Here is a 26,817-nt window from a genome sequence, read left to right as displayed (position 1 = left end):
TTCAAGGACCGGGGGTTTCAACCAAAAAGATGGCTTGGGCGGGCGGCGCTGAGCGTGGCTCAGGCGGCCTGCCCTCGCCGTTGATATAGGGACGACACGACCCGTTCGAACCCCTCGAGGAAGCGTCGCAGGTCGGCGTCGCCCGAATTCCAGCCCAAACTCACGCGCAGCGCCCCCACGGCCAGCGCAGGGCTCACGCCCATGGCCGCGAGCACGGGCGAGCGGGCGACCTTGCCCGAGGCGCAGGCCGAGCCCGAGGAGACGGCCACATTCGCGAGATCGAGAGCGATCAGCGCGGTCGCGGCCTCCAGGCCCGGCACGGAGACGCTGAGCGTGTTGGGCAGCCGCGCGGCGCCCTCCCCGAACACCACCGCGTCGGGGGCGAGCGCCCTCACCCGATTCTGGAGCGCATCGCGAAGGCCCGCGAGGCGCACGGCCTCGGCGTCGAGGGCAATGCGCGCGATCTCGGCCGCCTCGCCCATGCCGACGATCCCCAAAAGGTTTTCGGTGCCGCAGCGCAGCCGTGCCTCCTGGCCGCCGCCGCGCAGGAACGCGGTCTCCAGCGTGACGCCCTCGGCCAGCACCAGGGCGCCGACGCCCTTGGGCGCGGCGAACTTGTGGCCCGACAGGGTCAGGGCATCGAGCCCGAGGGCGTCGAGGCTCAGCGGAATCTTGCCGACCGCCTGCACCGCGTCGCTGTGGACCAGCGCCCGGCCGTGGGCGCGGGTGAGGCGCACGATCTCGGCGAGCGGCTGCACCACGCCGGTCTCGTTGTTGGCCGCATGAACCGAGATCAGCACGGCCTCGTCACGGCAGGCATCGAGTCGCGCGGCGAGCGCATCGAGGCGCAGCGTCCCGCCCGCATCCACCGGCAGGGTCTCGACCGCCTCGTCCGAAAAGCGGTGGCCCGCGGCGACGCAGGGGTGCTCGGTCGCCGAGATCATCAGCCGGGTCGGCGCGGGGCAACCGCGGCGGCGCAGCGCCCCCGACAGGACGGTGTTGGCGGCTTCCGTCCCGCCGCTGGTGAAGACCACCCGCTCCGGCGCGGCGCCGACGAGGGCGGCGAGCCGGGCGCGGGCTTCCTGAAGGGCGTGGCGGGCGGCGCGGCCCTCCGCATGGATCGAGGACGGGTTGCCCGGTAGGTTCAGGGCGCGCGCGACCGCCGCCGCCACCTCCGGCCGTACCGGAGAGGTCGCGTTGTGGTCGAGATAGCTGCGCGCTGCCGTGTCCATCCGTCCTTGAACTGTCCTTGTCGCCCCGGAAACCGTGATTTCCTTGATTTGTCCCCCCGTCCCCATGCTAAGGCGCCCGCAACGGCGCCCGTCTGACAGGGTCGAGGTTTCGAAACCCTCTTCTTTAGAACGGTTCTAATCACCTAGAATCATTCTAAGACCGCTTTTAAGAGGCGCGCCGAGCGAGTCAAGGCAGGGTCGGCGCGTGCCGGCCCTCGCAGCCATGCCCGTTCGGCCTCGTCCGGGCGGGTGCGGTGAGTCACCTGAGGACACCATGCCCGAAGTCATCTTTTCCGGCCCCGCCGGCCGCCTCGAAGGCCGCTACCAGGCGCCCAAGAAGAAGGGCGCGCCGATCGCGATCGTGCTGCATCCGCATCCCCAGTTCGGGGGCACGATGAACAATCAGATCGTGTACAATCTGTTCTACACCTTCGCCAATCGCGGATTCGCGGCCCTGCGCTTCAATTTCCGCGGGGTCGGGCGCAGCCAGGGCGCGTTCGATCACGGCTCGGGCGAGCTGTCGGACGCGGCCGCGGCGCTCGATTGGGTGCAGTCGGTCAACCCGGAGGCGAAGTCCTGCTGGATCGCGGGCGTGTCGTTCGGCTCGTGGATCGGCATGCAGCTGCTGATGCGCCGCCCGGAGATCGAGGGCTTCATCTCGATCGCCGCCATGGCCAACCGCTACGACTTCACCTTCCTGGCGCCCTGCCCGTCCTCGGGCCTGTTCGTGCACGGCTCGGAGGACCGCGTGGCCCCGGCCCGCGAGGTGATCCCGGTGATCGAGAAGGTGAAGACGCAGAAGGGCGTCATCATCGAGCACCAGATGGTCGAGGGCGCCAACCACTTCTTCGACGGCAAGGTCGACGAGCTGACCCAGACGGTCGACACCTATCTGGACAAGCGGCTCGGCGGGAAGACCGAGGCGGCATAAGGTTTCTACGAACCCTCTCCCCTCTGCGGGAGAGGGTGCCTGCGGAGCAGGCGGGAGAGGGGAACGCCCTCTCCGGACACGTCGCTCCCCTCTCCCGACCCGCTTCGCGGGCCACCCTCCCCCGCGGAGGGGGGAGGGTTTTTCCGCTTCATCTCGGCGGCGATCTGCTCGGCGATGACGCTCTTGGCCGCCGCCGCGGTGACTTCCTCGGTGAGACCTTCTTCGTCCAACCCGCTCTCGAAACTCGATCCGATCGTCGGCCTTTCTTTCGGATCGTCGAGGATGTCTGCGAGCGGGTAATCGAGTTCCTCACCGGACTCCACCACCCGCACCCGCATGGACGGCCCGCCTTTCAAAAGCGATCGGCCGGCCCCGAAAATCTCGTAGACCGGACCGACCGGACCGAAGCGCCGCCACGTGCCGATCAGGCTGTGCGGTTCGGGCCAAGCGGGTGGTTTCGCGTCGGGCATGGATGGCCTCCGGGACCCGCGGAGGTTCGCACGAAACTCGACATTCCTGCGAGCATCATAAGGCCTCAGACGAGTTCGACCCGCAGTTCTCGACCGACCGCCCGCGCCGCCCGGACCAGGGTTTCCAGCGTCGCGCCGCCGCTCGACGGATCGAGCAGGCGATCGACTTGGGCGCGGCTCGTCCGCATGCGTTCGGCCATCTGAACCTTGCTGATCTTCTGCCGCTTCATCTCGGCGGCGATCTGCTCGGCGATGAGGCTCTTGGCCGCCGCCGCGGTGATCTCCTCGGTGAGGCCCTCTTCGTCCAGCCAGCTCTCGAAGCTCGACCCGATATGGGGGTTGTCCGCGTTCATCCGATGATGTCCTTCAGGCGCCGCCGCGCCAGATCGAGGTCCGCCGCCGGAGTCCGCTGAGCCTTCTTGATGAAGGCGTGCAGGGCGATCAGTCGCCCTTCGTGGAAGCCGAACAGCAGACGGGCTTCGCGCCGGCTCGGAAGCGTGGACCGCACCTCGAACAATCCGCCCGACATCGGACAACAGACCGGCAACCCGATCGGCCAGCCGAGCTGGACGCGGCGGATGTCGAAGCCGATGACCCGCTTATCCTCCGCCGGCAGTTCCCTCAGCCACTCGCGAACCGGCTCATGACCCGCCGCGCTTCGATAGAACGCGAGAGGGATGGCCGGCACGGGAGGCATGAATCGATCGTACCAAAATTGGTACGATCAACAAGGCTCACGCCGCCTTCGCCGTTTCCGTCACCGAATGCACCACCGGCACCGCCGGCGCTCCCTCCCATTGCGAATGCGCGGGGATCGACTCGCCCTTCATCACGATGGTGAGCGGGCGCAGGCGGGCAAAATCGCCGACATGGCTGTCGTAGAGCACCGTCGAGAAGGCGCCGACCGAGACGCCGTGGCCGATACTGACCCGGCCGACCTTCATGATGCGGTCCTCGTAGAGGTGGGTCTGGAGCGCCGCCGAGCGGTTGATGGCGGCAAAGTCGCCGATCGACACGCAGTCGAACTCGGTGATGTCGGTCATGAGCAGACAGGCGCCCTTGCCGACCTTCACGCCGAACAGGCGCAGGACCCAGGGCAGGAACGGCGTGCCCATCAGGTGCTCCAGCAGCACCTTGCCGGCCAGGCCCCAATAGGCCACCGCGATGGCCTCGGTGCGCATCGCCCACCACGACCACATCGGCCGCATGCCGGGCCGGTAGCGCCCCATCAGCAGCCACTTGAGGGCGATGACGGTGGAGGTCTGGATCAGCGCGATGACGACGCTCGCGACCACGAACGAGACCGCGAGGCCGGACCAGTTCTCTTCCAGGATCGCGGGGTAGAACACCCAGTCGATCGCGAGAATCGCGAGCGACAGGTAGAGCATCGGCGAGAACGAGGTCGCGAAGGCCTCGAACAGGCCGCGCCTCAGCTTCGCCCACACGCTCGGCTCGAAGGTCTGCGCGCGGGAGCCGAGATCGACCTTCTGGCGCACCGGCAGGCGGATCGGCGGCGAGCCGAACCACGTCTCGCCCGGCCGCATCGCGTCGTTCTTCGGCGGCTTCGACTTGATGCCGATCAGCACGTCGTCGGGAATCTTGGCGCCGGGCGGCAGCACCCCGTCGTTGCCCACAAAAACGCGGGCGCCGGTCTCGACGGTGTGGAGATGCATCCAGCCGCGGCGGATCTCTTCTTCGCCCACCACCACCTCGTCGGCGACGAAGTTGTTGGCGCCGACCGAGACGAGGTCGTGGCGCGAGCCGAGATTGGTCGAGATTTCGGCGCCCTTGCCCATCTTGGCGCCCATCAGCCGGTACCAAGCCCGCATGTAGACGGTGGCGAAGAGCGAGGAGAGCGTCTCCAGCGTCACTTCGGCCGCGAGCGCGACCAGCCACTTGCGCAGATAGAAGCCCGACCAGATCGAGTAGGTGCCGGTGGTCGCCCGCGGCAGCACCGCCCAGCGGATGCCGGAGATCAGCAGCACCGTGCCCGCCGTCATCAGCATGGCGGTGGGCCAGGTCAGCAGCGGCAGGTAGGCGTGGTAATCCACGTCGGTGATCTCGGAGAGCCGGTCCGAGATGCTGTCGAAGACGAAGAAGGCCGGGAAGATCGGCAGCAGGCCGACCGCGGGCACCGCCGCGAGCAGGAAGGCGTAGATCGCGCCGAACGCCGCCCGCCGCGCCGGTGAGGCGGTGGCGGGCTCGGGCAGATCGGCGAAGTCGATGGTGCCGACGCGGCGGCCCGGCGAGCCGTCCCAGGATTCGGCCGTGCCGACGGTGGTGCCCCCCGGCACGGTGGTGAGGTCGGCGATCTCGGCGTGGTCCTCGATCACCGTGTCGGGGCCGATGACGCAGGAGGTGCCGATGGCCACGTCGTCGCCGATGGTCACGGGGCCGATGACCAGTTCGTTGCCGACCACCTCGGCATTGGCGATGACGAGCCGTCCGCCGAGCGAGGCCCCGCGGCCGATGGTGAGGAGATCGGGCGCGCCGACATCGAGGTCGGAGATCAGCACGTCCTCGCCGATCTTCGCACCCAGCAGCCGCAGGTAGGTGGCGATGACGGGCGAGCCCTGGAGCCACTTGATGTGGACGAGCGGCGTCAGACGCTGCGCCAGCCACCAGCGGTAATAGTAGACGCCCCAGAGCGGATAGCGGCCGGGCTTCGTCCGCCCGAGGATCAGCCATTTCGCCACGATGGCGACCGTCGCGGTGACCGCGTTGATGCCGATATAGACGAGCAGCAGCACCCCCAGTTCGCCCCAGAAGCCGAGCCCGCCGCCGGTCAGCAGCAGGTAGGTGACGAAGATGCCGAGCCACTGCGCGGTGGCGAGCGCGATCACGAAGGGGAGCGCCACCGCCTGGGCCAGACCGCACAGCGCGCGGCGGAGCAGCGGGGGTGGCGCGAAGCTCAAATCCCGCACGGCCGTCTCGGCCCCGGCGCCGCCGGTGCGCTCGATCAGGTGGGCGGCCATCACCCGCAGGGTGCGCCCGGCATAGACGTCCTGCAGGGTGATGCCGGTGAGCGCGGGCGTCTCGCGCACCGCGCCGACGAAGCGGGCGGCCAGCAGCGAGTGGCCGCCGAGTTCGGAGAAGAAGTCGGCCTCGAGCCCGATCGGCTGCTCGCCGAAGATCTTCTTGGCGGCGGCCAGCAGCGCCGCCTCGGTCTCGTTGTCGGGCGCCTCCTGCGTGCCGTCGCTCGCCGCGACGGTGAGGGGGGCGAGCCTGAGGGCCTTGCGATCGACCTTGCCCGAGGTGAGCCGCGGCAGGGTCTCGACCGTCTCGAAATGGCCCGGCACCATGTAGGGCGGCATCTGCGCCGCGAGATCCTTGCGGAGCTTGGTCCGGTCGATCTCGACGCCGCGCTCGGGGACCAGGAAGGCGACGAGGCGGTCGACCTCGTCGTCGCGGCGCAGCACCACGGCGGCTTGGTTCACCCCCTCCTCGGCCCGGATGCGGGCCTCGATCTCGCCGAGTTCGACCCGGAACCCACGGATCTTGACCTGATCGTCGATGCGGCCGTGGAAGAGGATGTCGCCGTCCGCCGTCATCGAGACGGCGTCGCCCGAGCGGTAGAGCACCGGATCGGTGCCGTCGGACGGATAGGGGTTGGCGACGAATTTTTCGGCCGTCAGTTCCGGGCGCTTGAGATAGCCCCCCGCCACGCCCGGGCCGCCGATCAGGAGTTCCCCTTGCTCGCCGGGCTTGAGGAGGTTCAGCGCCTCGTCGGCGACATACACCGAATAGTTCGGGATCGGGCCGCCGATGGTGACGGGCATGCCGGGCCGCATCTCGGCGGCGGTGGCCACCACCGTCGCCTCGGTCGGGCCGTAGGTGTTGAACAGGCGCCGGGGCGGGGTGGCCCAGCGCGCCACCAGCGGCTCGGGCAGGGCCTCGCCGCCGAGCAGCACGAGGCGCACGGTCGGGAGATCGCCGGGGATCATGGCGAGGAGTGTGGGCACCGTGTCGAGCACGGTGACGCTGGCGCGCTCGATCAGGCCGGGCAGGGCCTCGACATCGCCCATCATCGCCGGGCTCGCCACGTAGAGGCAGGCGCCGACGAGATAGGGGACCCAGATCTCCTCCATCGAGAGATCGAAGGCGACCGAGGCGCCCTGGAACACCACGTCGTCCGGGCTCATGCCGTAGACGGCATTCCCCGAACGCAGGAAGTGGCAGATGTTGGCGTGGCTGATGACGATGCCCTTGGGCACGCCGGTCGAGCCCGAGGTGTAGATCAGATAGGCCGGGTGCTCCGGGGTCAGGCCCGCCGCGTCGAGATCGGGGGCGGGGGCGCCCGCGGACACTTCGCCCAACAATTCGGCGGTGGTGACGGGGGCCACGCCGTCGGGCGCCTGCGGGCGCAGACTGTGCGAGACAAACAGGGCCGTGGCGGCGGCATCCGACAGGCAGACCGCGACCCGGTCGGCGGGGGCCTCGGCGTCGAACGGGAGCCACGCGGCGCCCGACTTGGCGATGGCGATCTGGGCGATCAGCAATTCGGTGCCGCGGGCCATCCACAGGCCGACCACGGCGCCCGGCCCGATCCCGCGGGCACTGAGCGCGGCGGCGAGCCGGTCGGAGCGGGCATCGACCTCGGCGTAGGTCAGGACCGGGGGGCGCCCGTCGGGGCCGTTGCCGGCGGCGTCGATCAGGCAGGGAGCCTGCGGGCGGGCCCGCGCGCTGTCGCGAAAGATCGAGGCCAGGGTCTCCCGGCGGATCAGGTCGGGCCGCACCGCGCCGCGCAGGATCGCCCGGCCCGTCGGCGGGGCACCCCCGTTGCCGTCGTGCCGGGTCGGGCTCATCTCGGCGAGACCGTCCATCCGCTGCTCCGTGTCGGCCCCGTCGGCCGATCGATTGTCCGTCCGCCCCCGGCGCCTGAGTAGCGCGGCGCGCGGGGCGCTTTTGCGACGGGATCGCGCCCGCTCGGCGGCCCGGTCGCGTGCCGGCCCGTCCCATACACCCAGTGAACGGCGAAGAAACCTGTCCGCGGGCGACGGCAGGGAGAGAGGCGGGCGGTTCCGAAAACGTCAGGCCCAGCGCCAGCCCTTGGCGTCGAGGACCAATACGCTGCCCTGGCGGATGCCCATGCGCACCGCGGCATGGATGTCGAGATGGCCGAGGATGACGAGGAGCGCGCGGGCGACGCCGCCGTGCGAGACCATCACGGTGGGACGGCGCAGTTCGGCCACCACCTCCTCCACGCGTGTCTCGACCATGGCGTAGCTCTCGCCGTTCTCGCCGCGCGGGCGGTAGCCCCAGCGGTCCCGGTCGCGGTCGCGGGCCCCCGCGGGATCGCGGCGGCGGATCTCGGCCCAGGTGTGGCCCTCCCAGTGGCCGAAGCCGATCTCGCGCAGGCGCGGGTCGGCGCGGTAGCCGGTCGGCGGCAGACCGATGCGGGCCCGCACCGTCTCCATGGTGCGGCGGGTGCGCAGGAGCGGGCTCGCGACGTAGTCGGCGGTGGGCAGGTCCGCCCCGGCGACGCGGCGCAGCCGGTCGGCCGCCTCCCCGGCCTGGGCGAGGCCGTGGGCGTTGAGGTCGATGTCGCGATGGCCCTGGAGGCGGCCTTGCGCGTTCCAGTCGGTCTGGCCGTGGCGCAGGAACCAGATCGTCGGCGTCTCGCTCACGCCGGCCGGCTCCGGTGGGAACGGGCTGGACGGCGCATCTGTTTGGGGCTCAACACTTTCCCCTTCCCGCGGGCCTCGAGCCCGCGCTCGGCTCACGAGCGAGTGATCTTCGGTATGAGCAAGACGAACGGCAAGGACGCGAGCGGCCCGGAGACGGGGAAAAACCGGGAAACAGCGTCGCAGGGTGACGCGGAGCACAAGGGCAAGGGCAAGGGGAAGGACAAGAAGGACGCCCGTAAGAAGCGGGCCGACGACCATCCGCCCTCCTCCGCCGCCTGGGCGCGGGCCGTCGATGCCGGGATGGGCACCGCGCCGAGCCTGTCGCCGCACCGCCTTCCGTCCCTGCCGCGGGCCGCGCCCGGCATCGTCACGGTGGAGCCCGGCACGCGCTTCAGCCTCGCCTCGGTCGATCCCGATGCGACGGGGGGCCTCGAGAAGGCCGAGGCCAAGGCGGCGCTGGCCGGCGTGCGCGAGCGGATCAAGGCGTTGCAGGAGCGGCTCTATGCCGAGCACGCCCGCTCGCTCCTCGTGGTGTTCCAGGCGATCGACACCGGCGGCAAGGACGGCACGATCCGCTCCGTCCTGGAGGGCGTGAACCCGCAGGGCTGCCGGGTGTGGTCGTTCAAGGTGCCGAGCGCCGAGGAACGCGATCAGGACTTCCTGTGGCGCTACCACGCCCGCGCCCCGGGCCGCGGCCTGATCGGCGTGTTCAACCGCAGCCATTACGAGGACGTGCTGGTGGTGCGGGTGAAGGGGCTCGTGCCCGAGGAGACGTGGCGCGAGCGCTACGGCGTCATCAACGACTTCGAGCGGCTGCTGACGCTGTCCGGCACCACGATCCTGAAGTTCTTCCTCCACATCTCCAAGGAGGAGCAGAAGAAGCGCCTGGAGGCGCGCCTCGAAGACCCGGAGAAGCACTGGAAGTTCGACCCGGCCGACCTCACCGAGCGCAAGAGCTGGGACGCCTACCGCACCGCCTTCGACGACGCGCTATCGCGCTGCTCGACCCCCTACGCGCCCTGGCACGTGGTGCCGGCCAACCGCAAATGGGCCCGCAACCTGATGGTGGCCCGCACCATCGCCGACACCCTGGAGGCGATGGACCCGCAGTTTCCGCCGGCGCGGGAGGGGATCGCGGGGTTGAAGGTGCCGGATTGAGGGGGATGACGCGCGTCATCGCGGAAGAAAAATGCCCTTGATGCATCTCTCGTTGCGAACGGCGATTTGTGTGTGCGTCTTGGAGAAGAAGCCGCCGCCGGGATAGGCGCGCTTGCCCTCCACGAACAGGCCGCGGACGGTATCGAACGGTTCGATGTAAGTCGTGCTGCCGGGCGGGTTGGCCTCTTCGTCCTCGACGATCTCGTGCAGATGGCGAATGACCGCGCAATCTCGATAGCGCAGCAGCTTGTCGCCTCGGTTGACCGCTCGTGAGTCCTTGTTCTCGGGCATGTCCACGCCGGCGGTCTTGTTGATGTCCCGCAGGCTCTCATAGGCGAAAGCGAGGAGTTCGATGTTTTCTCTCGTCAACAAGTCGAGGCAATTGCTCAGGTCGATCAGGGCGCCGATGACGAACGGATCGTCGTAAGCGCCGCGTGCCGCCTTGCTCTCCGCCCATTCCCGCGCACGAACCGGGTCGTTTTCCCAGAAATAGATCCCGGGCCCCAGCCAGTCGTAATCCTTGTCCGACGGCTCCAGGGGCAGGCCGTCCGACAGCGCCTTTCGCCCCAGTCTTTCGCTGCAACCGTGATAGCCGAGCACGAGGGAGGACGCGCTTCGGGTCATCCTCCGTTGGAGACCCTCTTCTTGCTCGCCTTGCCGCCGTAATCGGTCGTGATCTTCCCGTCGGGGGTATGCGTCCCTTCCTTGATCAGGGACGCCAACGCGATGGCTTTCGACGCCTTTTTCGCGCGGGTGTAGCGTTTGATGGCCGACTTGAGCGCGGCACGCTCGGCGGACTTCATGGTGACGACCCTCGCTGACGTTCCGGATGGTGGAGCGGCGGGGGACCCGGATCAAGATCGAAATGTGACGGGCGGCAAGATCGCGGGAGAAGCCCGGCACACCGCGCCCCTTGACGCGCCGCCCGAAAGAATTTCGTTCTGCGCCCATGTCCCACTCGCCCTCCAAGTCCGGTCCCCCCGCCGGCCCGCTCGCCGGCCGCCGCGTCCTGCTGATCGTCGGCGGCGGCATCGCCGCCTACAAGGCGCTCGACCTGATCCGGCGCCTGCGCGACCGGGGCGCGGCGGTGCGCCCGCTGCTGACCGAGTCGGCGCAGGAATTCATCACGCCGTTGGCGGCGTCCGCGCTCGCGGGCGAACGGACCCATACCGACCTGTTCGACCGGGAGACCGAGGCCGATATCGGCCATATCCGGCTCGCCCGCGACGCCGACGCGATCGTGGTGGCGCCGGCCACCGCCAACATGATGGCCCGGATGGCGACCGGCCACGCGCCGGATCTGGCCGCGACGGTGTTGCTCGCCACCACCCTGCCGATCCTGATCGCCCCGGCCATGAACGTGCGGATGTGGCTGCATCCGGCCACGCAACGCAACCTCGCGACCCTGAAGGGCGACGGCGTCGCGGTGGTGGGCCCCAACGAGGGCGCGATGGCCGAGGCCGAGTTCGGCCCCGGGCGGCTGGCCGAGCCGCACGAGATCGCCGACGCGCTGGAAGCGATGCTGGCGCACCGCTCGGAAGGCGCCGGCTTCGGGTTCCTGGCCGGCCGCGAAGTCCCCCAAAAGCCGATGGCCGGGCGGCACGTGCTGGTCACCTCGGGGCCGACCCACGAGGCGATCGATCCGGTGCGCTACCTCGCCAACCGCTCGTCGGGCCGCCAGGGCCACGCGGTCGCCGCCGCCGCCGCGGAAGCCGGCGCGCGCGTCACCCTGGTCTCGGGGCCGGTGGCGATCCCCGATCCGGCGGGGGTCACGGTGGTGCGGGTCGAGAGCGCCCGCGCGATGCTGGCCGCGGTCGAGGCGGCGCTGCCGGCCGACCTCGCGATCTTCGCCGCCGCGGTCGGCGACTGGCGCCCGGCGGAGATGCGGGACGCCAAGATCAAGAAGGACGGCCACATGCCGGCCCCGCTGACGCTGGTCGAGAACCCCGACATCCTCGCCACGATCTCCGCCCGCACGGAAGGGCGCCCGCCGCTGGTCGTGGGCTTCGCCGCCGAGACCGATGCGGTGCTCGACAACGCGCGCAAAAAGATCGCGCGGAAGGGCTGCGACCTGATCGTCGCCAACGACGTCTCGGCGGAGGGCGGCGTGATGGGCGGCCTCGACAACACCGTCCACCTCGTCGCCCGCGACGGCGGCGTCGAGACCTGGCCGAAGCTCGGCAAGGAGGAGGTCGGGCGACGGCTGGTGGCCCGCTTCGCCGCGTTGCTGGCGGCCCGAAACGGTTGAGGCCGACCGGCGATGGCCGTATCCGTCGCCGATCGCCCACGCGACGGCGAGCGTCCGCCGGACGCGGGGACGGGCAGGTGTCGGCTGCAATCTCCACAAATGTGAATCGTGCGGCCGGAGATCTTTCCAAGAATCCGATCCGGCCTCCCGATCGAGCGGAGAGTTTTCGCCACGTCATCGATTGTTAAGGCGATCCGCTCACGATCCGGAGAACGGTCGAGACCACAGAACCATGTTTTCCTTGGGACGGATCCGCACGCGCCTGGCCGAGCCGCCGTTCGCCCGCGCCGAGGGCCGGATCGCCGTCCGGCAGATGATCGAGCTGAGAACGCAGATCGTCTCGCTCTACGCCCTGCTCTCGGTCAACGCCTGCGCGCTCGCCTTCACCCATCTCGGCCTCACCCCCCCTTGGCTGACCCTCGCCTGCCCGGCCGTGTTCGTGGCGCTCTGCGCGGCCCGGGCGCTGCACTGGTGGCGGCTCAAGCCCGAGACCCTGACCGAGGCGCAGGCCCGGCGGCGGCTTCGCCTGACGACCGTGCTCGCCATCGCCCTGTCGGTCGGCTTCGTCGCCTGGTCGATCGCGCTCGGCGCCCATGGCGGCCCCTACGAGCAGGGCCACGCGGCGATCTTCATCGCCATCACGGTCATCGGCTGCATCTTCTGCCTGACCCACCTGCCGGTCGCCGCCTTCGGCGTGACGCTCGTCGTCACGGGCGCGTTCCTGATCCACTGCCTGACGAGCGGCAACGGCGTGTTCGTCGCGATCGGCCTCAACACGACCTTCGTGACGGTCGTGATGGTGCGCATCCTCGCCAACAACTACCGGGCCTTCATCGAGCTCACGCAATCGCAGTTCGAGGCGCAGCGGCTCGCCGAGGAGAATGCGCGTCAGGCGCTGACCGACAGCCTGACCGGGCTGCCCAACCGGCGCGCCTTCTTCCAGCAGCTGGAAGCACTGGCCTCGGCCGACGGCCGGGCCCCGTTCGCGCTCGCGATCTTCGATCTCGACCGCTTCAAGCCCATCAACGACAGCTACGGCCACAATGCCGGCGACCACGTGCTGCGGGAGACCGGACAGCGGCTCGCCGCCTTCGCCGGGGCCGAGGTGGCGGTGGCGCGGCTCGGCGGCGACGAGTTCGGCGCGCTGATCCGCCGGCCGGCCGACGGCGCCGAGGTGACGGCGTTCAGCACCCGGATCTGCGAGGCCCTCCGGGCGCCGATCTGGCTCGGGGAGACACCGGTCGTGACGGGCTGCTCGGCGGGTCTCGCCCTGTATCCCGACGCCGGCCGCCGGGCGGCCGAGCTGTTCGACCGGGCCGATTACGCCCTCTATCATTCCAAGCTGAACCAGCGCGGCCGGACCACCCTGTTCTCGCAGGAGCACGAGAGCGCCATCCGCACCGAGCGCGCCATCGAGGCCGCCCTGCACGGCCCCTATCTGGTCCACGAGATCGAGGTGCATTACCAGCCGATCCTGGATGCGGGGACGAACCGCGTCGTCATGGTCGAGGGGCTGGCGCGCTGGACGCACTTCACCCTCGGCCGGATCGCGCCCGACCGCTTCGTCGCGGCGGCCGAGCGCTGCGGCGCGATCCACCGGCTGACGACGCTGCTGCTGCGCAAGGCGCTCGCCGACGCCGCCCGCCTGCCGCCGGAGATCGGCCTGTCGTTCAACCTCTCGTCGCACGACCTCACCTCGTCCGAGACGGTCGTGGCGATCCTGGGCATCGTGCGCGAGAGCGGGTTCGATCCCCGCCGCCTCACGCTGGAACTGACCGAGACCGCCCTGATGCGGGATTTCGAGCGCGCCCGGGAAGCCATCACGCTGCTCCAGGCGCTCGGCATCCGGATCGCGCTCGACGATTTCGGGAGCGGCTATTCGAGCCTCAGCTACGTCCACCGCCTGCCGCTGGACAAGGTCAAGATCGACCGCAGCTTCATGGCCGACCTCTCGTCGCGGCAGGGCGAGCGCATCGTCGCCACCATCCTCGAACTCTGCAGGAACCTCGATCTCTCCTGCATCGTCGAGGGCGTCGAGACCGCCGATCAGCTCGCGATCCTGCGGCGTCTCGGCTGCCGCTACGTCCAGGGCTACCTGATCGGCAGACCCATGCGGATGACGTCCCTGCTCGAGCGCCTGGGGGAGACCGGCACCGGTCCCGACGGCGGACGGGCGCAGCGCCTGAGCGCGTGAACGGCTCGGGCGAGGAGAGCCCCCCGCAAGCGGAGCGGCCGACCGGTCGGGCAGGGCCGGCGATCAGTCGCCCCCGCCGCAACCGCCGCACCCTCCCCCGCCGCTGCCGTCGCCGCCACCGCCGGCATCGCCGCCGCCGCCATGGGCGCGCAGCATGCGGCCGTAGGCGTCGAGATGGGTGCCGGCGAGCGCCGCCGCGCCGCCGACGGCGAAGGCGAACAGCACCTCCTCGGCGCGCGGCGCCTCGGCCGCCCGCCGGAACCGGGCGCGGCAGCGGGCGAGCGCCGCGTCGCCCCGCTCGGTCCGGTCCGGCACCCCCGCGATCACGAGGCCGCCGAGCACGATCGTGGCGAGGATCAGGAAGAGGAGGAAACCGACCGGCCGGTCGCGGGCGGCGCCCACCAGCGCCTTGGCGATCCCGAACAGGATCACCGGGCCGAGCACCATCGGCACGGTGCGCAGGATCCGGGCCCGGCGCGCGGAATCGGGCACGAGCCCGCGCCGCTCCAGCCCGGCCCGCAGCGGCGGCAGCCGCTCCCGCACCGCCCGTTGCAGGGTGCCGTAAGAGACGCTGCCGTGGACGAGGCCGCGGAACGGCGCGAGGAAGTCCGGCAGCGGGCCGGTGCCGGGCTCGACGGTGATCTCCGAACCGTCGAAAAACATCCGGCGCGGGGCGAGGCGGGCCTCGCCGGCCTCGATCAGGCCGGCCACCACCGTTTCGGCGGCCCGCCCCTTCCCGCCCGCGAGCCACGCGACCTCCAGCAGGTCGAGATCGTCGTCCGCCGCGCCGTCTCCCGCGTCGCGCAGGCGGTCGCACAGGAGGAAGGCGAGGACGAGCCCGCCGAGCGCGAGGCACAGGTAGAGCGCGAGGAATTCCGGCCCCGGCCAGTCGATCGGGTTGAGCGGCAGGGCCCGGGCCGGCTCCGCGACGAGGGCGAGGCCCGGCAACAGGGCGAGGGCGACCCCCACCCGAACGCCGCTGCGCAGGAAGCGGGGCCGCCGCAGCACGAACACCCGGTCGGCATCGACCGTGCGGTAGCGCGGCCGCGCGCGGAAGCGCCCGCGGAAGCCCGGCCAGAACACCGGATCCGGTGGGCCGAAGACGGCCTCGTAGCGGGCGAGCGTGCCGGCATACTGCGCCCGGTAGCGCGCCGCCTCGACGGGCCCGCCCGCGGTCGGGTCGTGGTGGAGCGGCGCCCGCAGCACCTGCCCGCACCAGACCTCCCAGTAGTCGCGGGAATAGGTCAGGTGCTGGTGCCAGACCTCGTCGACCTCCTCGCTCGGCGTCACCGGCGTGTCGGCGGTCGCGGCCAGGAAGCCGAAGCGGCGATATTCCTCGACCGCGCCCCGGGCGAAGGCGAGGTCCCAGCCGCGGTCGCGGGCGAGCCGGGCGGTGAAGTCGAGGGCGTGGTCGCCCCGCTCGAACGGATGGGCCGCGATCCGGGCCCACAGGGCCCACTGCTCCGGAGTCCAGGCCGCGCGCTCGATATCCTGCATCGGTGCCCCCGAGGGATTGCCGATTCTCCTCCCATTCTACCACAAGCGGCGGCCACGCTTGCGGGCGGGCGCCCCGTTCGGCTTGATGGGCGTGCGGAAGGAGGCGCCATGGCACAGGATCGCGACGACGCGCGGGCGGAGCGGCTTGCACGGTTCCGACCCGCATCCGGGATGGACACGCCGCGCTTCTCCGGCCTGTCGAGCTTCATGCGGCTGCCGGTGCTCGCGCCCGCGGACGCGCCGGGCGCGGTCGAGATCGGGCTGATCGGCATCCCCTTCGACGGCACCACCACCAACCGGCCCGGCGCCCGGCTCGGGCCGCGGGCCCTGCGCGAGGCCTCCACCGGCACGCGGGCGCTCAACCACGCCACGGGGATCGCGCCCTACGCGCTCGCGGCCTGCGCCGATCTCGGCGACGTGCCGGTCAATCCGGTCGACGCCGCCGAGACCGACCGGCGCATCGAGGCGTTCTACCGGCCACTCGCCGAGGCCGGCCTCGTGCCGCTCTCGGTCGGGGGCGACCACTTCGTCAGCTACCCCGTGCTGCGGGCGCTGGGCGCGGCCCGGCCGCTCGGGCTGATCCACATCGACGCCCACAGCGACACCGACGACAGCCAGTACGGCGGATCGCGCCTCACCCACGGCACGCCGTTCCGCCGGGCGGTGGAGGCGGGCGTGCTCGACCCGAAGCGCTGCGTGCAGATCGGCATCCGCGGCAGCATGGACGCAGGCGACGAGCGCGACTGGGCCAAGGCGGAAGGCATCCGCATCGTCGAGATGGAGGAGGTCTGCGCCCGCGGCCTGCCGGAGGTGGCCGCGGAAGCCCGCGCCGTCGTCGGCGACGCGCCGGCCTATCTGAGCTTCGACATCGACGCCCTCGATCCCGCCTTCGCCCCCGGCACCGGCACGCCGGAGATCGGCGGCTTCACCACGCGGGAGGCCCTGCACCTGCTGCGGGCCCTGCGCGGTCTCGACCTCGTCGGCGCCGATCTCGTCGAGGTCGCGCCGCCGCTCGATGCGGCGGGCATCACGTCGCTCGCGGGCGCAGGCCTGCTGTTCGAGATTCTGTGTCTATTGGCCGAGCGGGTCGCCGTGCGGGCCGGGGCGGGAGAGCCCGCCTGATCCGATCTCGGGTTCCGCTTCGGGAACCTCGTCCAGGAAGGTCCCGGCCTGTATTCAGGCAGGGCGCGAGGCAACGTATCCGCACAAGGGCGCGCTTCGGCGGCTCGTGCGACGCCGGACCTTTGCGAGATCGACAGGGATCGGCCCGGCTCAGCGGCCGGCAGCGGCCGGGGCGACGGCGTGGCCCGGCTCACCCGCCGCCGCGCGCGCGACGACGGGGCGATAGGCCCGCAGTAGGTCCGGGTCGAGTTGGCCGGCCTGGGCCTCCATGATCGCGAAGGCCTCGGCATGGGTCATCGGCGCCCGGTAGACCCGGCGCTCGGTGAGCGCCGAATGCACGTCGCAGATCGCCACCAGCCGCACGAGGTCGCCGATCCGCGCCGCTTTCAGGCCCGCGGGATAGCCCGAGCCGTCGAGGCGCTCGTGATGGTGGCGCACCACGTCGAGGATGTCGGGCCCGAACGCGGCATTCCGGGTGAGCAGGTCGGCCCCGAGATCGGCGTGGCCGCGCATCACCGCCATCTCGTCCGGGGTCAGGGGTCCGGGCTTGTTGAGGATGTCGAGCGGGATCAGGGCCTTGCCGACATCGTGCAGCAGCGCGGCCCGGGCGAGCCGCTCCCGGTCGGCCCGCGAGAAGCCGAGGTCGGCCGCGAAGGCGGCGGCGAAGCCCGCCACGCTCAGGGAATGCTGGTAGACGAGGATGTCGTGGCGCCAGACGAGATCGAGCCAGGCGCGGATGCCGATCTCGGACACGGTGTCGAGCACGATCGCGGTGCCTTCCTCCGCCTCCGTCGGGCTCGGAGGCCGGCCCGCCGCGGCGGCGTCGAACATCCGGGTGACGACGCGGGTGGCGGCGCCGACCCGCGCCCGCGGGTCGCTCCGGGATTCCTCCGGGGCACCGGCCTTGGCCTCTTTGGCCTGCGCCTCCTTGACGAGGCGCAGCAGCGTCGGCACGATGCCGACCGAGCCGCGCGGATCGACCACGACCGGATCGCCGAACAGCCGCCGGGCCGCCGCGTTCTGGGTGCCGTTGCCGCGGGCGAGATAGAGGCAGGGCATCGCCGATCCGCGGATCAGCGCCGCGAGCCGCTCGATCCAGGCGCTGCCCTCGGCCTCGGCCCGGTCGGCGGCGATGTCGACGACGAAGGCCGCGGGCGCCCCCGGGGGCAGGGCGGCGCCCGGCTCGATCACCCGGCACGGCAGGACGAGGGCGATGCCGCGCGCCAGCCGCTCGGCCCGCTCGCGGCGGTCCGAGACGAGGCAGACGAAGCGTTCCGTCATGAGAGTACCGCCGGCCGCCGCCCATGAGCGTCCGCCGCAGAATTCGAGCGGAGCGGGCATGCTTCGTATAGGTTATGATGAAATGGTTGCCAAATTCTTTTCCGAAATGCGCGGCGATCGAATACATCCGATCGGCCCAATTGCGTGATGCTTGGCAGTCGGCCGCGCCGTTGGATTTGGCCGCGGCGCACGCGACAGCCCGAATCCCTGCCGGTTTCACGGGCCGGCGAGGACATTGCGGAATGCTTTTGGGAAACATCTTCCCGGATCGGGACGGGGCCCGACCCGATCGCACCGGGTCGGATCGGCGTCTCGGGGTTTTTTCTTCTCGTGCGCCGTCTTCCGGCGATCCGGGGGCCGTGCCGTCGCGAGGCGTGCCGTCGCCGCCGCCGTCACTCGGCGGCGACGCGGGCGCCGTAGCCGGGCGTCCCGGGCGCGTTGGCCGGCGGCGCGGGATGGAACGGCGCCTCCGCCTCGGGCTCGTCGGTCTCGCCGACGAAGCGGCCGAACAGGCGCACGAACAGGCCCGAGAGATCGTCCACGAGGAGGTAGATCGCGGGCACGAACACCAGCGACAGCACCGTCGAGACGATCAGCCCGCCGATCACCGCCACCGCCATGGGCGCGCGGAACTCGCCGCCGATGCCGAAGGCCATCGCCGAGGGCACCATCCCGGCCGCCATGGCGATCGTCGTCATCACGATCGGCCGCGCCCGCTTGCGCCCGGCCTCGACGATGGCGGTGACGCGATCGACGCCGCGGGCGGTCTCCTCCACGGCGAAGTCCACCAGCATGATCGCGTTCTTCGTCACCACGCCCATCAGCATCAGGATGCCGATCACCACCGGCATCGAGATCGGCATGTGGAAGATCAGCAGCCCCAGGATCGCCCCGCCGATGGAGAGCGGCAGCGAGAACAGGATGGTGAGCGGCTGGAGGAAGTTGCCGAACAGCAGCACGAGCACGCCGAACACCATCATCAGCCCGGCGCCCATGGCGAGCGCGAAGCCCTCGAACACCTCGCCCATCACCTCGGCGTCGCCGGTCTGCTTGATGGTGACGCCGTCCGGCAGGTGGGTCGCGGCCGGCAGCGCCATCACCTGCTCGATGATGGTGCCGAGCGCGTCCGAGCCCTGGAGGTCGCCCTCGATGGCGACGCGCACCGTGCGGTCGTAGCGCTCGATCGCGGTGGGCCCTCGCCCGAGCTTGAGGTCGGCCACCGTCGAGAGCGGGACGGCGGCGCCCGCCTTCACCGGCACCTTCAGGGTCTCGATCTCGGGGAGTTGCCCGCGCAGGCGTTCGGGCAGCATGACGCGGATCGGCACCTGCCGGTCCTTGGCGTTGAACTTGGCGAGGTTGGCCGCGATGTCGCCGATGGTGCCGACCCGCACCGTCTCGGCGATGAGATCGGTCGAGACGCCGAGATCGGCCGCGACGCCGGGCTTCGGGACGATGCGGATCTCGGTGCGGTCGAGGGGGGCCGTCGACATCACGTTGACGAGGTAGGGCACGCCCGCGGCCTCGCGCTGGAGCCGAGCGGCCACCTCGGCCACGACGTCCTTGTCGGGCCCCGAGACGATCAGGGCGAGTTCGCGCTGGCCGCCCTCCTGCAGCGACCAGAAGCGGATGTCCGGCACCTGCCGCAGGATGTCGGAGATCTTCAGGTCGACCTGCTTCTGGGTGAGACGGCGCGTGTTCTTCGGGGTGAGGTTGACGGTGAGGCTCGCCAGCCTGACCTCCTTCTTGCCCGGCAGCTGGCGCCCGCCGTCGACGAAGACGGACTTCACCTCGGGCATGGCCCGGATCGTCTCGACGATGCCGTCGGAGACCCGCTTGGTGTCGTCGAGCCGGGCGCCCGGAGGCAGTTCCACCACGAACATCGTGCGCGCGGCGTCCTCCGCCGGCAGGAAGCCCGCGGGCAGGAGCCGGGTGGACATGATCGAGCCGGCAAAGCACGCGAGCCCGAGCACCAGCGTCACGTATTTGTGGCGCACCGACCACGCCACGACCCGGCCGTAGAGCCGCATCACCGGCCCCTCGCGCTCGTCCTCGGGTCCGTGGTCGCGCAGGAAATAGGCGGCCAGAAGCGGCGTGATGAGGCGGGCCACCAGCAGCGACATGAACACGGCGGCCGCGATGGTGAGGCCGAACTGCTTGAAATACTGCCCGGCGATGCCCGGCATGAACGACACGGGCGCGAAGATCGCGATGATGGTCGCCGTGATGGCGATGACCGCGAGCCCGATCTCGTCGGCGGCCTCCAGCGCGGCGCGGTAGGGCGACTTCCCCATCCGCATGTGGCGGACGATGTTCTCGATCTCGACGATGGCGTCGTCGACGAGGATGCCGGTCACCAAGGTGATGGCCAGCAGACTCACGGCGTTGAGCGAGAAGCCGAGCGCGCTCATCACCCAGAAGGTCGGCAGCACCGAGAGCGGCAGCGCCACCGCGGCGATCAGCGTGGCGCGCCAATCCCGCAGGAACAGGAACACCACGATCACGGCGAGCGCCGCCCCTTCGAGCAGGCCGATCATCGCCGAGTGGTAGTTGCCCACCGTGTTGATCACGCTGGTGTCGATCAGATCGAAGCGCACCCCCGGATTGGCGGCGTGCAGGTCCTCGACGCGCTTGGCGACCGCGACCGAGACCTCGGCGTCGCTCGCCCCCATCGCCCGCGAGATCGCGAAGCCCACCACCGGCTCGCCGTTGAAGCGGGCGAAGGTGCGCGGCTCCTCGGCCGAATCCATCAGGGTGGCGAGTTCGTCGAGCCGCACCTTGCGGCCCCCCGGCACGACGATGGAGGTGGCCCCCAGCGTCTCCAGGCTCGCCGAGCCGCCCAATGTCCGGATCGACTGCTCGGAGCCGGCCAGTTCCCCGCGCCCCCCGGCCATGTCGGCCGAGGTCAGGCGCAGTTGCCGGTTCACGTCCGCGGCGGTGATGCCGAGCGCGAGCAGCCGGTCGGGCTTCAAGGTCACGCGAATCTCGCGGGCGACGCCGCCGAGCCGCTCGACGCCGCCGACGCCCTTCACCCCCTGGATCTGGCGCGCCACCACGTCGTCGACGAACCACGACAGGTCCTCCGGCGTCATGGCGGGCGCGGAGGCGCCGTAGATCATGATCGGCAGGCCGGCGATCTCGACGCGGCTGATGATCGGCTCGTCGATGGTGCGCGGCAGGTTGATGCGGATCTTGGACACCGCATCCTTCACGTCGTTGACGGCGCGGTCCTGGTTCGTCTCGAGCCGGAACTCGATCGTCGTGACCGACGAGCCCTCCGAGATCGTCGAGAGGATGTGCTTGACGCCCTTCACGCCGGCCACCGAATCCTCGACCCACTTCGTCACCTGGGTCTGCAATTCGGAGGGCGCGGCGCCCGACTGCGTGATCGTCACCGAGACGATCGGGATGTCGATGTTGGGAAACCGCGTGATCGGCAGGGACCGGAAGCTGACGAGGCCGAGCACCATCAGCACGAGGAACAGGACGAGCGAGGGAATCGGCTTGCGGATCGCCCAGGCCGAGATGTTGAGGCGCATGGCGAGTTCCCCTCAGCGGGCCGCGGCGGTCGCCGGCAGGACCGGCCGCACCCGGTCGCCGTCGCGCAGGAACGAGCCGGCCCGCGCCACGACGGTCTCGCCGGCGCTGATCCCGGAGCGGACTTCCGTGAAGCCCTCGGCCGAGAGCCCGGTCTCGACCCGGCGGGCGGCGACGCGGCCCTCCGCGACCGCCAGCACCGTGGCGGTGCCGTCGGCGGCGTAGAGCACCGCGGCGAGCGGCACCGCGACGCCGGAGCGCCGCGCCACCTCGACCCGCCCGCGGGCGAAGGCGCCGATATGCAGCGCCGGGTCCGGCTGCAGCCGGATGCGGACCTTACCCAGCCGCGTCGCCCGCTCGACCTCGGGATAGACCCGCCGCACCGCGCCGGGGATCGCGCGCCCGTCCTCCAGTTCGAGGCGGGCCGGATCGCCGGGGTTGAGCCGGGGCAGGGCGGTCTCGGGCACCTCCCCTTCGAGTTCGATCTCGCCCCGCGCGATCAGCCGGAACAAGGGTTCGCCGACCGCGCTCGCGGTGGCGCCGACGCGGGCCGTGCGGCGGCTGACGATGCCGGCCTCCGGCGCGCGGATCTCGGTGCGGGCGCGCCGCAGCGCGATCTCTCGGGCTTGCGCCTTCGCCGCGGCGAGGTCGGCCTGGGCGAGCGCGAGGCCCGCGCGCGCCGCGTCGAGCCGCCCGTTGGCGCCTTCCGCTGCCGAGACCCTCTGCTCCAGGGTGACCGCGGTGGCGTTGCCGGTCCGCACGAGCGACTGCGCCCGCTCCAGCGCTTGGCGCGCCTCGACCTGCGCCGCCTCGGCCTGGACGATCTGGCTTCTGGCCTGGAGGATCGCGGCTTCCGCCTTGGCGGTCGCGGCGGCGTTGGCGGCCTCCTGCGTCTCGATCATCTCCAGGGAGAGGCGGGCCAGGACCGCGCCCTTCTCGACCCGGTCCCCCTCCTCCACCGCCAGCTCGACGATGCGCAGCCCCTCGACCTCGGGAGCGACCAGAATCTCGTCGCGGGGCACCAGCGTGCCGGTGACGATCGCCCGCTCGACGATCTCCCGCCGCTCGGCCGGCACCACGCTCACCGCCGGCAGCAGAGCGGCCGGGTCCGGCACGGCGGCCGCGGGCGGCGCCTGCTCGGCGCGCAGGGTCGCGGGCGCGAAGCACAGGCAGGCCGCGACCGGCAGGGCGAGGAGGCGGGCGGGCATGGGGCTTCGCTTCGACGGAGAACGGGCAGGGCCGCCCTCCCCTTGTCCACGAGGCCGGGCGATTTGATGGCGCGGTGCAAGGTCGCATCTTATGCTTGGCCTCAAGCGCCGGCGGCCGCGTCTGCGGGGCGCTCTTCGCGCCCGGCTATACGGATTTCCTTGCCTGAGACCTTTGCGCCGAAGGTCGGTGCAACCGCGGCCGTGCCCGCGGGTTGTCTCGATACAGGATTCGTCGCGCCTCCCGGTGAGACGCGGGCCGAACCGCCGACCCCTTCCCGATGAGGTTCCCGGCATGAGCATCTTCCAGATCCGCCAGAAGACCAGCGGCGCCGTCCTCTGGACCGGCAGCGCCGACGACGAGCGCACCGCCCTCGACGCCATGGCCCGTGAGGCCGGCTACGCCGACTATGCCGCCCTCCCCGACGGCCTGCGCAGCGCCGGCTTCGAGACCGCCAAGCTCGACCTGATCTCCTGAAGTCCGGGATCCCAAAGGGATCATCCCTTTGGCGGGGTTTGGGGCGGAGCCCCATGGATGGCTTCGCCGACCAGGGCCCTGCCCTGGACCCGCGAAAGGACTTGTCCTTTCGAAACCAGGATCATGAAGACCACCGGGGCATAAAGCCCCGGTGGTCTTCATGATTCGGTACGTTTGACCGCCTGCCACGCGGCTTCCATGGCGGCGAGGTCGCTGGCCTCCAGGGGGCCGTCGAGGCGGGCCGCCATGGCCGCGAAGCGGCGCTCGAACTTGCGCGTGCCCCGGCGCAGGGCCTCTTCCGGATCGACGCCCGCATGACGGGCGAGGTTGGCCACCGAGAACAGCAGGTCGCCGATCTCCTCGACCACCGCCTCCGGGTCGCCCGCGCTTAAGCTCTCCTCGACCTCGTCGGTCTCCTCGCGCACCTTGGCGAGCACCTGCGCCGCATCCGGCCAGTCGAAGCCCGTCGCGGCCGCCCGCCGCGAGACCTTGTCGGCCCGCGCCAGCGCCGGCAGCGCCCGCGGCACGTCCGCGAACGGTCCGGGCGCCGCCTCGGCCCGACCGGACGCCGCCTTGGCTGCCCGCTCCTGCGCCTTGATCCGCGCCCAGGCCGCCTCGATCGCCGCCGGATCGTCCGGCCGCTGCCCCAGCGACAGGAACGCGCCGTCGGCGTCGAACACGTGCGGATGGCGCCGGATCAGCTTGGCGACGATCGCCTCCGCCACCTCGTCGAAGCCGAAAGCGCCGGCCTCTTCCGCGAGGCGGGCCTGGAACACGACCTGCAGCAGCAGGTCGCCGAGTTCGTCGCGCAGGTCGTCCGCGTCGCCGCGCTCGACGGCGTCGGCGACCTCGTAGGCCTCCTCGATCGTGTAGGGCACGATGCTCTCGGGCGTCTGGGCCAAGTCCCAGGCGCAGCCCCGCTCGGGATCGCGCAAGGCCGCCATCAGCGCCCGCAGCCTGTCGATCGCCGCTCCGTCCCGCTCCGCCATCCGCCCGGCCTCCGGCTGTTTTTTCGGAGTTGCTCATAGCCGCTCCTGCCCCGCTGCGGCAGCAGCCCACGGCGGGGACAACCCGAGGCGGATCCCGTCCGGCCCTGTGCAAAATTCCCTTAATTCCTTTTGAAAATCAGGGCTTTCGGCCTGTTCGTTTTGCCGAACGCGGCTCCACACCCCTTAGGAAAGCTATCTGTAAAGGATTCTTCGAGAGTCAGTTCGGCAAGTTATAGGGGGCGCCGAAATCCCCTGTCCCGTCCGTGGCTTGGACCCTGTTCGCGCATCGAACTCTGCGTGGATGCGCATCGAACTCTGCGTGGACCCGCATGGGATTCTGCGCGGGCTCACGGAGGAATCGCATCGGATTCTGCGCGGGTGCGCACGGGATTCGGCGTGGATCGCGGCGCTCGCCGGTGGATCGTGGGGACAAGGTGCCGGCCGGGGGCGTATCGAACTCTGCGTGGGCCGGTTTGCCCCCGTATCGAACTCTGCGCGGCCGCCGCCCTGCCTGCCTGTGCAGAGCGGGCCGGGGATGCGTGAATTGCCGGGAAAACTCCCCGGCCCCCTGAGACTCCGCGGAGCCGAATCGCGACAGGGTGGTTGGCGGCAGGAACCCCAGGCTTGGCCGTACACGACTTGGCCGTACGCGATTTGGCCTTAGGCAGGACCCGAGACACCCGTGATCTCCCCTTCCCTCCTCGCCCCCGCGGCGGCTCGCTGAGAACCGGCCATGTCCGGGCTCGAGGCCAAGATCGACCGGATCCGCGACGCGGACCTGCGCGCCGAGCTGGAGGCGGCGCGCGGCGGCTTCCTGTTCGCGCCGATCGTCGAGCATCTGCTCTACCGCCAGCGCGAGCGCGATGCCGAGCGGGAAGCCGCCGGGGCGCAGGCGGAGCGCCGCGAGGCCATGGGCCGCGACCGCCGCCGCCGCGAGGCCGTGCGCGAGGTCATCGAGAACGAGCCGACCGCCCCGGAAAACCTCCAGCACCTGCACTCGGTCCTGGCGCTCTGCGGCCTGCCCTACCGCGATCCCGGCGGATCCCGCGAATTCGTGCGGGAATACGGCCGCAACTCGCTAAGCCTCATGGCCGGGCGCCTGAAGAACCCGGTGACCGGCGAGATGGAGCCGCAGGGCCTCCCCTACGGCCCCAAGGCGCGGCTCGTGCTGCTGCATCTCTGCACCGAGGCGGTGCGCCAGAGGAGCCCGACCATCGAGGTCGCCGACAGCCTCTCGGGGTTCATGAAGGCCATGGGCTTTGCCGTCACCGGCGGCGAGCGCGGCACGATCGGCGCCTTCAAGGACCAGCTCAACCGGCTCGCCGCCTGCTCGATGCAGATCGGCCTGTGGGACGGCGAGGGCCAGGCCTCGACCCTCAACGTGCCCCCTTTTCGCGCCCTGGAGCTGTGGCGCCGCGGCGAGGACGGACTCGTCTGGCAGAAGACCGTCTCGTTCCACCAGGACTTCTACGACAGCCTGATCCGGCACGCGCTGCCCGTCGATATCCGCGCGGCCCGCGCCTTCTCCGGCTCGGCGCGCAAGCTCGATCTGCTGTTCTGGACCGGCTATCGGCTCCGCGCCCTGCAGCGGCCGCTCCGCCTCACCTGGGAGAACCTGCACCGCCAGTTCGGGGCCGAGAACGCCAGCCTGCGCAGCTTCCGCCAGGCCTTCAAGGCCGACCTCGCCGGCCTGCTGGAGGTGTTCCCGAAGCTCCGCATCGACCTCGACGAGGGCGGCCTCCTCCTCCACCCGGCCGACCCCGGCAGCCTGCTGGTGCCGCCGAAGGCGGCGCGCACGGCCAAGGCCGCGCGGGCGTGAGCGAATGTTCCCTTCCTTTGCGGAACGGAACATGAGGTATTCTGAGGTAGAAATTCCCTAGGTAACTCCACCGTGGAATAGCGCCATACGGAATATTCCATTTTGGCCGCCTCAGCGGCGCTAGCCTCGTTCCATCGAAACATTCCCGTCATTGCAAGGCGGAGCCGAGGCAATCCAGCGCGCCGGAAAAGCCGCGCCGACGACCGCTTCGGCGCGGTCACGCCGTATCCGAACAGGTCGCGCCCAGGATCGCTTCGGCTTCGCCTCGCGATGACGGATCGAAGCGGAAGTCAGGACGGCAGGCAGATGCAGGCTCGCGCGAGGCGCAGTGCATACGGAATATGGAATACCTGGAACTCCAAAAATTCCAACTGTGATGAATAGCGCGAAGCCCGCGAGCCTTTATTCCAATCCATCCCAATCCGCGCTATCTTCCAATCCTCGCCCCATTCCGTGTAGGGGCCCGTCGGAGCGTTCGGAACATGGGGCTGTCGGAAGCGCAGGCCGAGGCGAGGCTGGCGGAGCTGCGCCGCCGCCGCGACGTCATCGAGCGGGAGATCGCCGACCTCGTCCTCTATCTCGAACTCGGCCGCCGCCTCGCGGGGCAGGGGGCCGACGCGGCGTCCGAGGAGCCGGAGGATGCGCCCGCCCCACGCCGTCCCGCCGCGGAGCCGTCCCGAGCCGCCTCCCCCGCTGTCCCGCCCGCACCGTGGGCGCCAGTACCGCCCTCCCCGCCCCCGTCCCCCCCACGGACGGAGGCCGAGGCCGGCGGCCTGTCGGAGACAGTGCAGGCGCGCCGCTACGGCCGGGCCCTGATCGAGGCGGCGCTCGCCGCGCTGGAGGAGGCCGGCCGGCCGCTCCATGCCGGCGAGATCTGGGCGCGGCTGTCCGACCAGGGCTTCGCCCTACCGGGCGCCGATCCGGTGGCGGCCCTCAACACGCGGCTGTGGAAGCGCTCCGCCCCCGGCGGCCCGCTCCGCCGCCTGGGCGACGCCGTCTACGCCCCGGCCGAGGCGGAGGAGGGGTGAGGGG

Annotated in this window: 21 protein-coding genes; 8 read left to right on the top strand and 13 right to left on the bottom strand. The window is 71.0% G+C overall.

Translation table 11 applies throughout. The annotated features are described in order from the left end of the window. Positions 1-59 precede the first annotated feature (59 nt). The gene (locus HNR00_RS13425) at positions 60-1,232 is read right to left on the bottom strand and encodes a cysteine desulfurase family protein (protein WP_183570061.1); all 1,173 of its coding nucleotides are present in this window, start codon (positions 1,230-1,232) and stop codon (positions 60-62) included. Positions 1,233-1,506: 274 nt separating this feature from the next. Here HNR00_RS13425 and HNR00_RS13420 point away from each other — a divergent pair, with 274 nt between their 5' ends. Then, positions 1,507-2,163: an alpha/beta hydrolase gene (locus HNR00_RS13420; RefSeq protein ID WP_056237741.1), complete on the top strand. Its 657-nt coding sequence runs from the start codon at positions 1,507-1,509 to the stop codon at positions 2,161-2,163. A gap of 5 nt (positions 2,164-2,168) precedes the next feature. Here HNR00_RS13420 and HNR00_RS13415 read toward each other — a convergent pair whose 3' ends face one another. The 5 genes from HNR00_RS13415 to HNR00_RS13395 all read right to left on the bottom strand — a co-directional run bounded on the left by HNR00_RS13415 (position 2,169) and on the right by HNR00_RS13395 (position 8,260). Then, positions 2,169-2,633: a DUF5397 family protein gene (locus HNR00_RS13415; RefSeq protein ID WP_183570059.1), complete on the bottom strand. Its 465-nt coding sequence runs from the start codon at positions 2,631-2,633 to the stop codon at positions 2,169-2,171. Between the two features lie 65 nt (positions 2,634-2,698). Then, entirely contained in the window at positions 2,699-2,986 is a 288-nt protein-coding gene (locus tag HNR00_RS13410) for an XRE family transcriptional regulator (protein WP_183570057.1), read from the bottom strand. Further along, positions 2,983-3,330, bottom strand: coding sequence for a type II toxin-antitoxin system RelE/ParE family toxin (locus tag HNR00_RS13405; protein ID WP_183570055.1), 348 nt, complete (start codon positions 3,328-3,330; stop codon positions 2,983-2,985). The genes HNR00_RS13410 and HNR00_RS13405 overlap by 4 nt, the downstream gene beginning before the upstream one ends. Before the next feature lie 37 nt (positions 3,331-3,367). After that, the gene (locus tag HNR00_RS13400; protein ID WP_183570053.1) at positions 3,368-7,456 is read right to left on the bottom strand and encodes a Pls/PosA family non-ribosomal peptide synthetase; all 4,089 of its coding nucleotides are present in this window, start codon (positions 7,454-7,456) and stop codon (positions 3,368-3,370) included. Positions 7,457-7,663: 207 nt separating this feature from the next. Further along, on the bottom strand, positions 7,664-8,260 hold the full coding sequence (locus HNR00_RS13395) for a histidine phosphatase family protein (RefSeq protein WP_183570051.1): 597 nt from the start codon (positions 8,258-8,260) through the stop codon (positions 7,664-7,666). A 114-nt stretch (positions 8,261-8,374) separates the two neighbouring features. Between HNR00_RS13395 and HNR00_RS13390 the strand changes: the two genes are divergently transcribed. Then, positions 8,375-9,418, top strand: coding sequence for a polyphosphate kinase 2 family protein (locus HNR00_RS13390; RefSeq protein WP_183570049.1), 1,044 nt, complete (start codon positions 8,375-8,377; stop codon positions 9,416-9,418). 15 nt (positions 9,419-9,433) lie between these two features. On the opposite strand, the gene HNR00_RS13385 is transcribed toward HNR00_RS13390, so the two are convergent. Together HNR00_RS13385 and HNR00_RS13380 are read right to left on the bottom strand one after the other, a co-directional pair. Then, positions 9,434-10,018 carry a hypothetical protein gene (locus HNR00_RS13385; RefSeq protein WP_312886051.1) on the bottom strand — a complete coding sequence of 195 codons (585 nt, stop codon included), beginning with the start codon at positions 10,016-10,018 and terminating at the stop codon, positions 9,434-9,436. 20 nt (positions 10,019-10,038) lie between these two features. Continuing rightward, positions 10,039-10,221, bottom strand: coding sequence for a hypothetical protein (locus tag HNR00_RS13380; protein ID WP_183570045.1), 183 nt, complete (start codon positions 10,219-10,221; stop codon positions 10,039-10,041). A 146-nt stretch (positions 10,222-10,367) separates the two neighbouring features. Between HNR00_RS13380 and coaBC the strand changes: the two genes are divergently transcribed. Together coaBC and HNR00_RS13370 are read left to right on the top strand one after the other, a co-directional pair. Further along, positions 10,368-11,666 (top strand): bifunctional phosphopantothenoylcysteine decarboxylase/phosphopantothenate--cysteine ligase CoaBC, encoded by a 1,299-nt coding sequence (gene coaBC, locus HNR00_RS13375; protein WP_183570043.1) that lies wholly within the window; start codon positions 10,368-10,370, stop codon positions 11,664-11,666. A 313-nt stretch (positions 11,667-11,979) separates the two neighbouring features. Continuing rightward, complete coding sequence (locus tag HNR00_RS13370; RefSeq protein ID WP_246390614.1) at positions 11,980-13,860, top strand: putative bifunctional diguanylate cyclase/phosphodiesterase; 1,881 nt, start codon at positions 11,980-11,982, stop codon at positions 13,858-13,860. Positions 13,861-13,923: 63 nt separating this feature from the next. Here the strand turns inward: HNR00_RS13370 and HNR00_RS13365 are convergent, their stop codons facing one another. Next, positions 13,924-15,357, bottom strand: a complete 1,434-nt coding sequence (locus HNR00_RS13365; RefSeq protein WP_183570039.1) for a TIGR04222 domain-containing membrane protein — start codon at positions 15,355-15,357, stop codon at positions 13,924-13,926. Between the two features lie 108 nt (positions 15,358-15,465). Here HNR00_RS13365 and speB point away from each other — a divergent pair, with 108 nt between their 5' ends. Beyond that, a complete protein-coding gene (gene speB, locus HNR00_RS13360) occupies positions 15,466-16,479 on the top strand; it encodes an agmatinase (RefSeq protein ID WP_183570037.1) in 1,014 nt (337 codons plus the stop codon). 150 nt (positions 16,480-16,629) lie between these two features. Here speB and HNR00_RS13355 read toward each other — a convergent pair whose 3' ends face one another. The 3 genes from HNR00_RS13355 to HNR00_RS13345 all read right to left on the bottom strand — a co-directional run bounded on the left by HNR00_RS13355 (position 16,630) and on the right by HNR00_RS13345 (position 22,502). Then, entirely contained in the window at positions 16,630-17,760 is a 1,131-nt protein-coding gene (locus HNR00_RS13355) for an HD-GYP domain-containing protein (RefSeq protein WP_183570035.1), read from the bottom strand. Positions 17,761-18,152: 392 nt separating this feature from the next. Next, on the bottom strand, positions 18,153-21,296 hold the full coding sequence (locus tag HNR00_RS13350) for an efflux RND transporter permease subunit (RefSeq protein WP_183570032.1): 3,144 nt from the start codon (positions 21,294-21,296) through the stop codon (positions 18,153-18,155). A 12-nt stretch (positions 21,297-21,308) separates the two neighbouring features. Beyond that, on the bottom strand, positions 21,309-22,502 hold the full coding sequence (locus HNR00_RS13345) for an efflux RND transporter periplasmic adaptor subunit (RefSeq protein ID WP_183570030.1): 1,194 nt from the start codon (positions 22,500-22,502) through the stop codon (positions 21,309-21,311). 292 nt (positions 22,503-22,794) lie between these two features. Between HNR00_RS13345 and HNR00_RS13340 the strand changes: the two genes are divergently transcribed. Continuing rightward, on the top strand, positions 22,795-22,977 hold the full coding sequence (locus HNR00_RS13340; RefSeq protein WP_183570028.1) for a hypothetical protein: 183 nt from the start codon (positions 22,795-22,797) through the stop codon (positions 22,975-22,977). Between the two features lie 158 nt (positions 22,978-23,135). Here HNR00_RS13340 and mazG read toward each other — a convergent pair whose 3' ends face one another. Next, positions 23,136-23,966, bottom strand: coding sequence for a nucleoside triphosphate pyrophosphohydrolase (mazG, locus tag HNR00_RS13335; protein WP_183570026.1), 831 nt, complete (start codon positions 23,964-23,966; stop codon positions 23,136-23,138). 733 nt (positions 23,967-24,699) lie between these two features. On the opposite strand from mazG, the gene HNR00_RS13330 reads away from it, so the two are divergent. Next, complete coding sequence (locus HNR00_RS13330) at positions 24,700-25,785, top strand: replication protein RepA (RefSeq protein WP_183570024.1); 1,086 nt, start codon at positions 24,700-24,702, stop codon at positions 25,783-25,785. 482 nt (positions 25,786-26,267) lie between these two features. Next, the gene (locus tag HNR00_RS13325) at positions 26,268-26,813 is read left to right on the top strand and encodes a hypothetical protein (RefSeq protein WP_183570022.1); all 546 of its coding nucleotides are present in this window, start codon (positions 26,268-26,270) and stop codon (positions 26,811-26,813) included. Positions 26,814-26,817 lie beyond the last annotated feature (4 nt).

Origin of the sequence: Methylorubrum rhodinum (genome assembly GCF_014199935.1) — a bacterium.
GTDB classification, from domain to species: domain Bacteria; phylum Pseudomonadota; class Alphaproteobacteria; order Rhizobiales; family Beijerinckiaceae; genus Methylobacterium; species Methylobacterium rhodinum.
The sequence above is the reverse complement of the archived record's forward strand: the minus strand, read 5'-3'. Positions and strand labels throughout refer to the sequence as shown.